This is a genomic window from Cognatishimia sp., from assembly GCF_964229375.1.
GTDB lineage: Bacteria > Pseudomonadota > Alphaproteobacteria > Rhodobacterales > Rhodobacteraceae > Cognatishimia.
On the sequence record NZ_CAXREH010000209.1, the window covers coordinates 1 to 11,311 of the forward strand.

9 protein-coding genes are annotated in these 11,311 nt (G+C 58.4%); 4 read left to right on the top strand and 5 right to left on the bottom strand.

Going from position 1 to position 11,311, the window contains the following annotated elements:
- Positions 1-87 precede the first annotated feature (87 nt).
- Entirely contained in the window at positions 88-648 is a 561-nt protein-coding gene (locus ACEQWH_RS15140) for a F0F1 ATP synthase subunit delta (RefSeq protein WP_370232237.1), read from the bottom strand.
- 297 nt (positions 649-945) lie between these two features.
- Positions 946-1,698, bottom strand: coding sequence for a methyltransferase domain-containing protein (locus ACEQWH_RS15145; protein WP_370232239.1), 753 nt, complete (start codon positions 1,696-1,698; stop codon positions 946-948).
- Between the two features lie 99 nt (positions 1,699-1,797).
- On the opposite strand from ACEQWH_RS15145, the gene gloB reads away from it, so the two are divergent.
- From gloB to ACEQWH_RS15160, 3 genes are all read left to right on the top strand, one after another.
- Positions 1,798-2,565, top strand: coding sequence for a hydroxyacylglutathione hydrolase (gene gloB, locus ACEQWH_RS15150; RefSeq protein ID WP_370232240.1), 768 nt, complete (start codon positions 1,798-1,800; stop codon positions 2,563-2,565).
- A gap of 304 nt (positions 2,566-2,869) precedes the next feature.
- Positions 2,870-5,206 carry an ATP-dependent Clp protease ATP-binding subunit ClpA gene (gene clpA, locus ACEQWH_RS15155; RefSeq protein ID WP_370232242.1) on the top strand — a complete coding sequence of 779 codons (2,337 nt, stop codon included), beginning with the start codon at positions 2,870-2,872 and terminating at the stop codon, positions 5,204-5,206.
- 183 nt (positions 5,207-5,389) lie between these two features.
- Positions 5,390-5,860 (top strand): DM13 domain-containing protein, encoded by a 471-nt coding sequence (locus ACEQWH_RS15160; RefSeq protein WP_370232244.1) that lies wholly within the window; start codon positions 5,390-5,392, stop codon positions 5,858-5,860.
- 42 nt (positions 5,861-5,902) lie between these two features.
- On the opposite strand, the gene ACEQWH_RS15165 is transcribed toward ACEQWH_RS15160, so the two are convergent.
- From ACEQWH_RS15165 to ACEQWH_RS15175, 3 genes are all read right to left on the bottom strand, one after another.
- Positions 5,903-8,596, bottom strand: a complete 2,694-nt coding sequence (locus tag ACEQWH_RS15165) for a peptidoglycan -binding protein (RefSeq protein WP_370232246.1) — start codon at positions 8,594-8,596, stop codon at positions 5,903-5,905.
- A 3-nt stretch (positions 8,597-8,599) separates the two neighbouring features.
- Positions 8,600-9,799, bottom strand: coding sequence for a biopolymer transporter ExbB (locus ACEQWH_RS15170; protein WP_370232247.1), 1,200 nt, complete (start codon positions 9,797-9,799; stop codon positions 8,600-8,602).
- An 87-nt stretch (positions 9,800-9,886) separates the two neighbouring features.
- Positions 9,887-10,414, bottom strand: coding sequence for a gamma-glutamylcyclotransferase (locus tag ACEQWH_RS15175; RefSeq protein WP_370232248.1), 528 nt, complete (start codon positions 10,412-10,414; stop codon positions 9,887-9,889).
- A gap of 73 nt (positions 10,415-10,487) precedes the next feature.
- Between ACEQWH_RS15175 and ACEQWH_RS15180 the strand changes: the two genes are divergently transcribed.
- The coding region (locus ACEQWH_RS15180) for a DUF2125 domain-containing protein (protein WP_370232250.1) at positions 10,488-11,311 on the top strand (824 nt) is incomplete at its 3' end.

The following is an 11,311-nucleotide window of genomic DNA, read 5'->3' on the forward strand; positions in this document are numbered from 1 at the left end:
GGCCAACCTCGGCAACTTCGGCTTCCTGACCAAAGTTCTTGATCTGGTCTTTCAGGATTGCCGAGATTTCGGCTGCTTGGATACCCATTATCCGACCTCTTTCATTGCATTCTGAAGGGAATTGAGCTTGGAGCGGATCGACGTGTCGATCATCTTCGAGCCCACCTTAACGACGAGACCGCCGATGAGAGTTTCATCAACGGTCGCATTAATTTTGACATCCTTGCCAACGCGCGCTTTCAGCGTTTTGGCCAGTTTGTCAGATTGAGTCTTCGTCAGAGCCTTGGCCGAGATGACATCTGCTGTCACTTCGCCTTTGTCCTCCGCGATCAGGTCACGCAGACGCGCAACCAGCTGAGGCAGAACGAACAGACGACGGTTCTCCGCCATCAAGCTCAAGGTGTTGGTGAGCACAGCGTCCAAGCCCATCTTTGCAGCAACCGCTGCAATGGCCTTGCCCTGTACGTCACGGGAATACACCGGGGAATTAATCAACTCGCGCAGTTCCGCGCTGTCTTCCAAAGCTGAACTCAGGGCATCAATGCCTTTTTCAAGCTGAGCAACACCTTTGGACTCTTTCGCGATCTCGAAAACCGCTGTGGCATAGCGTGCGGCGATGCCTTGTGAAATCGAAGCTGGTTCGGACACGTCCACCCTTCCGATATTTGGCCTCAGTATACCGCAGTATGCAGCTTCCGAGGACGTTGGTCGTCTCGACGCAAATCAAGACGTTAGAATTTCACGCGGGGTGTATCAGAGGAGTTCATAGCTCGCAATAATGTTTCGCTCGTGCAGCGAACCGGAAAAACACCAAGTTTTTAAGGTGTTGACGCAGGTGCGACCCTTTGCCTGCAATTTAATAATAATATTTCGCGTGGAATTTGTCGCAAAAGGCGATTCTTTTGACAGAATCCGCCTGTTTTTGCGGACCGTACATCAGCCGTTTCAACGCCCCTTTGCGCGGATCGCGGCGACTTCTGGCTTGGGGGCCAAAATCTGCAACGGTTTGCGCACCGCCTGCGCCACGCCACCGCTTGGGGCCTTTACGCGTTTGCTGGCTTCGACCATCAGGACACCGCCTGCCAGAACGGGCGACAAGGCCCGACCGGTGTTTTCCCACAGCCGCGAGGTTTTGCGCCAGAACCGTTTGTGGCTGGGCGGCTGATACAACGTTGTGCGATGCCGCTCGGGGGTAAAGCCATGGTGCTTTAGCTGCGTTTCAAGCTGACTGGTGGAATAAGGCCGCCCATAGCCAAAGGGTGTGCGATCGGACCGCGACCAAAGTCCAGAGCGGTGCGGCACGATAAACAAAGCGCGCCCACCGGGGCCAAGCGCGCGAAAGGCCTCTTGCAACAGATCGCTGGGGCTCTCGCTGTTCTCAAGCCCATGCATCATGATCAAACGGTCAATGCGCCCGGTGTCGATGGGCCATTCGGTTTCCTCACACAGCACCGACACATTGGGAATGCCCGCAGGCCAGGGCATCACACCTTGCGGTGCGGGCATCAGGCCGATCACCCGCCGCGCCTCTCGCAAGTACGGACGCAGCAAAGGAACCGCAAAGCCAAAGCCGACAACGGTTTGCCCCGCGGCGGTGGGCCACAGATTTACGACCTCGTCGCGCACAGCTTTCTGGGCCGCGCGCCCAAGGGTGCTGCGATAATAGAAATTGCGCAGATCTTTCACATCAAGATGCATTGCACCACAGCGCCCAATCTGAATAACTGAGGCCAACATAATGGGTTTGAGCCATCTGTGAACCAGCCAATCCCAACAATTCCAAAAGAAGAGACCCCCATGACGCTGGAAATCGTGACGCTGCCGACGCTTTCGGACAATTACAACTTTCTGCTGCACGATCAAAACACAGGCCAGACCGCGTTGGTTGATGCCCCCGAAGACGCCAGCATAGCCGCCGAACTCAAACGTCGCGGCTGGAACCTGGATGTCATTCTTCTGACCCACCACCACTGGGACCACGCAGATGGCGCCAAGGCCCTTGCCGAAGAGTTCGGCGCAGAGATCATCGGCGCCTCGGCCGACGCACACCGGCTGCCACCTCTGACAAAGTCGGTCGATGCAGGGGATGTGTTTGAGCTCTTTGGTCGCGAGGTTCAGGTGATCGATGTCTCTGGGCACACGGTTGGGCACGTCGCTTTCTACATACCACAAGAGAAAGCGCTGTTTTCGGGCGACAGTCTTATGGCGCTTGGATGCGGACGTCTGTTCGAAGGCACCCCCGCGCAGATGTTTGCCTCTCTCAGCACGCTTGCGGCGTTGCCTGAGGACACAGTGGTTTATTCCGGGCACGAGTACACGGCCGCAAATGCGGCCTTTGCGCTGTCGATCGAACCGGGCAATCAGGCGCTTCAGAATCGTGTTTCGGCGATCAAAGCGGCACGATCCAAGAACAATCCAACTGTGCCATCGCTATTATCTGATGAATTGGCAACAAACCCCTTCTTGCGCAGCGCCAGCCCAGAGGTGCAGGCCACTGTCGGGCTTACGGGCGCGGATTTGGTGGATATTTTTACCGAAGTGCGCAAAAGAAAAGATAATTTCTGAGGTTTTCTTTAACCCCGTGGTTGTTGCCTTTCCGTGAAACCTCTGTCAGCCTGAAAAATAAGACCAAAACGTCGGCACCCCCTTCGGCTGCCGCCCAATGCGTGCAACTCAAGACCAGCGTGATTTCAGCCATTTTGACGCCAAAGCCACGCGCCTCACGCAAATTGTGAGCGGAAAATAATAGAAAAGCCTTGAAGCCGGGCATAGATCGACCAAACTTTAACAGTATGGGGCCTAAACTATCGCGCGGCCGTTGCCCAATGACCCGCGAGGCCCAAAGCACCTATCGGAAGGAGTTTGAGCAGTGCCTTCATTTTCGACCACTTTGGAAAAGGCGATCCATGCTGCGCTGGCGCAAGCCAACGAGCGCAAGCACGAGTTTGCCACCCTGGAACACCTTCTTTTCGCCCTTCTGGACGAACCGGATGCCCTGCGCGTGATGCAGGCCTGCAGCGTCGACATCACCGAGCTGCGGCAAACCCTGATCGAATTCATCGATGAGGATCTGTCCAACCTTGTGACCGACGTCGAAGGGTCCGAGGCCGTTCCAACCGCCGCATTCCAGCGCGTTATCCAGCGCGCGGCCATCCACGTACAATCCTCCGGCCGCACTGAGGTGACCGGCGCCAATGTACTGGTGGCAATCTTCGCGGAACGCGAAAGCAACGCGGCCTACTTCCTGCAAGAGCAGGACATGACACGCTATGATGCCGTGAACTATATCGCCCATGGCGTGGCCAAGGATCCGGCCTTTGGCGAAAGCCGCCCGGTTTCGGGCAGCGACATTGACGATGAGGACGAAGACGGTCTGCAAACCTCGCATAAATCCGAGGCCGACAAGAAAGAAAGCGCGCTGGCGAAATACTGCGTTGATCTGAACGCGAAATCCATCGCTGGCGACGTTGACCCGCTGATCGGCCGCGACCACGAGGTCGAACGCTGTATTCAGGTTCTCTGCCGCCGTCGCAAAAACAACCCGCTGCTGGTCGGCGATCCGGGCGTTGGCAAAACCGCCATTGCCGAGGGCCTCGCCCATCGCATCGTGAACGGCGAAACCCCAGAGGTTCTGGCCTCGACCACGATCTTCTCGCTGGACATGGGCGCGCTTTTGGCCGGCACACGGTATCGCGGTGATTTCGAGGAGCGCCTGAAAGCGGTTGTCACCGAACTGGAAGACCACCCGGATTCTGTTCTGTTCATCGATGAAATTCATACGGTGATCGGCGCGGGCGCGACTTCTGGCGGCGCGATGGATGCTTCGAACCTGCTGAAGCCTGCCCTGCAGGGCGGCAAGCTGCGAACAATGGGCTCCACCACCTATAAAGAGTTCCGTCAGCACTTTGAAAAAGACCGCGCGCTGTCGCGTCGGTTCCAGAAGATTGACGTGAACGAGCCTTCGGTGCCCGACACCATCAAGATCCTGAAAGGTCTGAAAGAGTACTTCGAAGAGCATCACTCGGTGAAATACACCGCCGACGCGATCAAAACCGCCGTCGAGCTGTCGGATCGTTACATCAACGACCGCAAGCTGCCCGACAAAGCCATCGACGTCATCGACGAAGCTGGTGCTGCGCAGCATCTGGTCCCTGCCTCCAAACGGCGCAAGACCATCGGCACCAAAGAGATCGAAGCTGTCGTGGCCAAGATCGCCCGCATCCCACCGAAGAACGTCTCGAAAGACGACGCCGAAGTGCTCAAGGATCTAGAGAAAACGCTTAAACGCGTGGTCTTTGGTCAGGATACCGCCATCGAGGCGCTGTCTTCGGCGATCAAACTGGCGCGGGCCGGTCTGCGAGAGCCTGAAAAGCCCATCGGCAATTACCTCTTCGCCGGTCCAACCGGTGTGGGTAAAACCGAGGTCGCAAAACAGCTGGCGGATACGCTGGGTGTGGAACTGCTGCGCTTTGACATGTCGGAATACATGGAGAAACACGCGGTCTCACGTCTGATCGGCGCCCCTCCGGGCTATGTTGGTTTTGACCAAGGCGGCCAGTTGACCGACGGTGTGGATCAGCACCCGCATTGTGTTCTGCTGTTGGACGAGATCGAAAAAGCCCACCCTGACGTCTATAACATCCTCTTGCAGGTGATGGACCACGGCACGCTGACCGATCACAATGGACGCACGGTGGATTTCCGCAATGTGATCCTGATCATGACCTCTAACGCGGGCGCAACCGAGCAAGCGAAAGCCGCGATCGGCTTTGGTCGCGACCGTCGCGAGGGCGAGGATACCGCCGCAATCGAGCGCACCTTTACTCCGGAATTCCGCAACCGTCTGGATGCCGTGATTTCCTTTGCGCCGCTGCCAAAATCCGTGATCATGCAAGTGGTTGAGAAGTTCGTTCTGCAATTGGAAGCACAGTTGATGGACCGCAACGTTCACATCGAACTGACGCCAAAAGCCGCCGAATGGCTGGCCGACAAGGGCTATGATGACAAAATGGGCGCGCGCCCTCTGGGCCGCGTGATCCAGGAATACATCAAAAAGCCTCTCGCCGAAGAACTGCTGTTTGGCAAACTTGCGAAAGGTGGGTTGGTTAAGGTCACCGTGAAAGCGGGAGAGCTGCACCTGAAACTGGACGGCCCGGAGAAACCGCAGATCGCAGGGGACAAGCCGCCTTTGCTGACTGCGGACTAAAACGACCGACACTACGAAAGGGCCTCGCGTGCACCACCACGCGGGGCCTTTTTCGTGTCACACCAGCGCCAAACGGCGTTGCGGTCCCCATCTCTTCTTGTCTCGCCCTGCGGCCCAAGCAAAGGCTGGACAGGTCTGCGCAAACACGACATCCTTCTGGCATATTCACGCCAGGAGGTTTCTATGTTTCGCAGATTGATTTTGTTGATCACACACGGGGGCGCCTTGGCGATCGGCTTTGCCCTTGGGATTTATCTGTTGCCGATCCTCACAGCCGCCCCTGCACCGGATGCCAGCCAGCTGGAACAAGAGGCCGAGGCCGCGCTTTATAGCGGCGAATTTACGCGTGACCTTCGGGGCAGCGACTTTCTGCACTGGGGTGAAGGCAAAATCTCTGTCACTGCAGATCGCATCATTCACGAGGGCAAAATGGCCCCCGGCCCGGACTATAAACTCTATCTGACCAAAAGCTTTGTGGAGCATGAAGACGAGTTTGATCCGATCAAAGCCGAAGCCGCTCTGATCGGTGACATCAAAAGTTTCGGAGGCTTTCTGGTGGACGTTCCAGCGGGCGTGAACGTCGCGGATTACACCACGGTGGTGGTCTGGTGCGAAAGCTTTGGCGAATTCATCACCGCCGCCAGCTATCAATAACCAAAGCAGGCAGAGCGCATTCCGCTCTGCCAATTTCACTGCCTATTTCTCGGTGAATTTCAATTCGATCCGACGGTTGCGCGCCCGAGCTTCGCGGGTGTTTGACGGATCAAGCGGCTGATATTCGCCAAAACCATTGGCCGACAAACGGCTGGGCGGCAGCCCCATTTGCTCGGACAACAAGCGCACAACAGACAGCGCGCGCGCCTGCGACAGCTCCCAGTTGTCGGCAAACTCGGGGTTGTTGCGGATCGGAATATTGTCGGTGTGACCATCCACCTGCAGCACCCAATCGATTTCCGGCGGGATCTGATCTGCAACGTCCTGCAACAGGCTTGCGACACGCGCAATCTGGTCTACACCGCCACCGCTCAGCTCTGCACCGCCGGGGGGGAATAGAACCTCTGAGGAAAACACAAAGCGGTCGCCAACGATCTGCACGCCCTCGCGGTTGCCCAGCAGATCCCGCATACGGCCAAAGAATTCGGAACGATACCGCGCAAGATCCTGTGCCTCAGCCGCCAGTCGCGCCGCTTCTTCTTCCAGCCGCCTGCGCTCTGCTTCTTCAAGTTGACGTGCACGGCGTTCTTCAGCCGCCGCCCGTGCCAGCGCCGCGTTCAGGTCGCGCCCCAACGTATCCAGCTGCACCTGAGCCGCCGCGTCGCGCGCAAGGCTTTCATCCAACAGCCCCTGCAATTGGTTCAACTGACGACGCAGCTCGAGAACCTGCTGGTTCAGCAAAGCAACCTGCTTCTCGCCCTCGGTGGCACGCAAACGCTCGTCTTCCAGCGCTTGATTGGCCAGAGCCAAAAGGCGCGCACGCTCTTCGGCGGCGGTCAGATTCGTTTCCGCAGCGCCTTCGGCATCTTCGCGCGCCGCAATCGCGGCGGCCAGTTGACGCTGGATCTCTTCGCGATCCAAAGCGGCCTGCTCGGCGGCCTCTTGTGCCGCCAAGGCGCGGGCAAGCTGTTCGCGCAGGTCGGCTCGCTCGTTCGTCAGCACTTCGATGTTCTGCTCAATCGCGATCCGTTCCGCTAAGGCTGCGGCAAGCCGGTCTTCCAGATTTTCAGCGGTGGACTGTGACGCAAGCCTCTGCGCGATCGCCTCTTCCAGCGCCTTACGCAGATCGTCGTTGGTCTGGCCCTCTTGCTGGGCCGACTGCTGCGCGGCAAGCGCCGCTGCAAGCCGTTCTTCAAGGGACGCGACCTGGCTGGTCAGGGTTGTTCCTGTACGTTCCGCCGCCGTCGCACGATTTTCCGCTTCGATCTGGGCTGCCAAGGCCTCTTGCAGTCGGGTCTCCAGATCTGCCGCAACGCCGGTCAGCTCGGTCTCGCGCGCCGCAGCCGCCGCTTCCAGCGCCGCCAGTCGTGCATTCAGATCTGCAAGGCTGGTCTCAAGCTCGGTGCGTGTCTCGTCTGACTGGGTTTCCGTGCGCGCCAGCAAGGCCTGAGTTTCTGCCAGCGTTTGGCGCGTCACCACAAGCTGCTCACGGCTGACGGTCTCGTTGGCTTCTGATGCGGCAAGGCTGGCCTGAACCGCCGCCAGACGCGCTTCAAGGTCGCCGATGGTGATGTCGCGCTGATCGACGTTTAACAAGGCGGCCGTCAATTGCGCGGAAACCGACGCCAGCTCGTTCTCGGTAGACAGTCGGTCATTCTGCGCACGTTCCAGATTGGCCTGAGCCGCAGCCAGATCAGTCTGCAAGCGCGCTACATCCTGCGACAATGCATTGCCCGCCTGATCCGCTTGCTCCAGACGCAACAGAGTAGCCGCGAGTTCTTCGAGCGTGTTTTCAGATTCTCCTGAAGCCGTCTCAAGCGCTAGAAGCGCTTTGGTCAGCTGGCTTTCCAAATCTTCTTCGCGCACCAATGCGGCGGCCAGTTTCAGGTCCAGATCCTCAGAGGCTTTCTCGGCCGCGGCCAGAAGCGTCAGGGTTTCGTCGGCCTGTTTACGCTGTTCCTCAAGCGCCAGCGTCAGCGAGGTCAACTCGGCGTCAGCCTCTTCCAAACGTTTGCGCAATGCCTCTGCGGCGGCAGCTTCGGCCAGCTTGGCAATCTCTTCGGCGCTCAACTCGGACTGAAGCTCTTCGACGCGGGCGGCCAATGCGGCACTTGCCTCAGCATCCTGCACAGCCTCTGCTTCAAGCTGCGCCACCATCGCCTCTAGCGCCTCGCGTTGCGCAGCGGCCAGGCGCGCGGCCTCGGTCTGTTGATCGATTTCGTCCCGCGCCTGCGCCAGTGCAAGGTTCATGGCCTCTTGCTGTGTCAGCAATTCGGCCTTTTCGCCTTCCAGCGCTGTGATCGCGATATTGGCTTCGTCGCGCTGCGCAATCAGCGCGGCAACTTGTGCTTCAAATGCGGTGATCTGGGCCTCATAGGCCACCAGTTGCTCGCGCGCATCATTGCGCTCACTGATCAACGAGGCAATCAACAGCGCATTGGTCTCGGCCTCGGCCTGAGCATCACTCAGGTTGGATTGCAACGTGCCGATCTGGGCCGACAAATCACGGTTGCGATCGCGTTCCAACCCCAGCTGCTGCGCCAGTTCTGACAGCTCGGCGGACAGTTCGCCAAGCTGGTTTTCCTGTCCTGTGATCGTCTCGCGCAGCACATACTGCAGCACCATAAAGATGGTCAGGACAAACATCAGGACCAGCAAAAGCCCCGTCATCGCGTCCACAAAGCCGGGCCAAATCTGAGCCTGAAAACGTTGTCCGGTGCGCCGCGACAGAGCCATATCTTAGTCGTCCTGCCCCGGATGTACGCGACGGCGGCCTTTGCCGCCCTGCGACAGCACCCCAATGGCCTGCGTCAATGCGTTCAGATCCTGACGGATCTCGGACATGCTTTCTTGGCGGCCCGCGCTGATCTCTTCGAGAATACGCAGCATCTGAACATCAATCGAGCGCAGGCGCATACGGCTTTCCGCATCGACCCCATCGCCCTGATGCATTTCGCTTAGGGTGGCAATCAAACGCTCTTGCCCTTCGGCCACGCGGATCATCGCGGTTCCGGCGCCGCCGTCGCGGCTCATTTGTGCGGTCAGCTGATTGAGGGAATTCGCCAGATCACCGATCTGATTTTCAATGACTGTGCGCCGTTCCTCGGATTCAGCAAAGGTCGTCTGCAAACGATCCATCTGTAGGATCATATGCTCCAGCGCCTCGCCAAAGATCGACTGTTCGCCGCTGCCGTCCATATCGCCCGAAGAAAACCCGACGCGCGTGATCGTGGACAGCCACTCTTCCATTTCTTGATAGAATCGGTTCTGTGCGTGGCCTGCAAAAAGTTCCAGCAGACCCACAATCAAAGACCCTGCAAGCCCCAAGAGCGAGGACGCAAAGGCGATGCCCATACCGCCCATCTGTTCCTCAAGACCGCTTTGCAGGCGCACAAACACATCCGCGCCGGTCTCGCCTTCTTGTGGGGTCAGGCTTCGGATGGTTTCGACAATCGCAGGCACCGATGTGGCCAGACCATAAAATGTCCCTAGCAGGCCAAGGAAAATCAGCAGGCCGGTGATATACCGGGTAATTTCCCGCGCTTCGTCCACCCGCGTGCCAACGGAATCCAGAATGGACCGGGTTGAGGCGGTCGAAATCTGGCTTTGTGCGCCACGGGCCCGCAGCAGTGACGCCAGCGGTGCCAACAGGCGTGGCGGCTGGAACATGTCATGCCCGGGGCGCTGCGCGGCAAATCCTTCGATCCAGCGGACCGAGGAAATCATTGAAATTACCTGCCAAAAGCAGGACGCAACCCCGATGAGGAAGACGAAGACAATGACGCCATTGAACCAAGGGTTGGCGATAAACACGGGCAAAACCCGCGGCAAGGCGATATAGCCGCCGACAGCGGTTAACGCCAAAACTGCCAGCATCGAGAAGATCTGGCTGATTGGTTGCGAGAATTGTGGCTCGGCCTCGCGGTCTGGCAGCTCCATTGAGGCGGCTCCTGACGCTGTTTCTTTTCTGCGGCCACCCTACTGCGACCGGTGCATCCTGCCAAGGATTATTGACTTATCGCGTGATTAACGGGTCAAGTGACGCACGCGGGTCGACAACCAGTTCAAATCTGCGTCTTCAATGCCCAATTCGGTCAAATGCGCGGCAGTGTTATAAAGATATTCCGTGTTCGGACCCCGCCCGCCAACGGCGGTCGTGATGATCTGCGCCTGCTCTTCCAGCGACAGATGCACATATTGCTCGTGATTGGGGTCAATCACATATGTCACCGCCTGCACGCGCCGACCGTCGGCAAGATCGATCATCAAATTGGTTTCCAGATAGGCCGAGGACACCAATTCGCGCTCGCGCAGCTCTTTGATGGCGGCGTCTTCGCTTCCAGGCGTCACGCGAAAGGCGACCCCGTGGCACACCGCCCCCTCTTCGGCATCCAGCGCCAACACCAAGCCGGGATGCGCAACCGTGCCGCGATGATGGATGGACGACATGCAAAAGCTGCGATGCCAATCTGGCAATGTGGCAATCACCTGCTCGGCGACATCGATGCCCGGGTTCCACAAAAGTGACCCATATCCAAAAACCCAAAGCGTCATCTGAATCCCATGTCTGGCCTATTGCGATGCGGCTGTTTAAACACCAATCCAAAGTTTAGGAAGAGGCGCACGCATGAGACCGTTACTTTACTTGATCCTGACACTGTCATTTGCCTGGTCGGGATATTGGTTTGTGGCCTCAACAGGCACAAAAGCCGGTCTCGAAGCGTGGTTTACGGCGCGCGCAACCGAAGGCTGGCAGGCCGAGTATTCAGACCTTTCCGTAGGAGGCTTTCCAAATCGGGTCGATGCCAGCTTCACCGATGTTGCCCTGGCGGATCCAGACACAGGTCTGGCCTGGAGCGCGCCTTTCTTTCAACTGCTTGCTCTCAGCTATCGCCCGACACATGTCATCGCTGTCTGGCCGACCACGCATACCCTTTCAACGCCTCAACAGAACCTGACCATCACGTCCGACAAAATGCAGGCGTCGCTGGTGGTGTCGCCAGAGGCGTCCCTGCCGTTGGAGCGAAGCAATTTTGCAAGCGATCAGCTGACACTGGCCTCTGATGCGGGCTGGAGCGTTCAGGCCGATGCGGTGCGCATGGCGGTGCGAAAGATCGAGGCTGCGACCCCGCTTTATGATTTCGCCTATCAAGCGCAGGGCGTGGCGCCGCCACGGTTTCTGAAAACGTCGGTCCTGCCCGACAGAATGAGCACGATGGATCTGGACATGCAGGTGGGGTTTGACCGTCCGTGGGATCTGCGTGCGCTAGAAGACCGCCGCCCTCAACCCACATCCCTCAAGATCCGCACGGCAGCGGCGGCCTGGGGGGATCTGTCGTTTCAACTGGCGGCGGACCTGACCATCGACGAAGTCGGCTCGCCGACCGGCGAAGCAACCCTGCGCCTGAAAAACTGGCGTGACATGATCGCCCTTGCGCGCGAAAGCGGCCA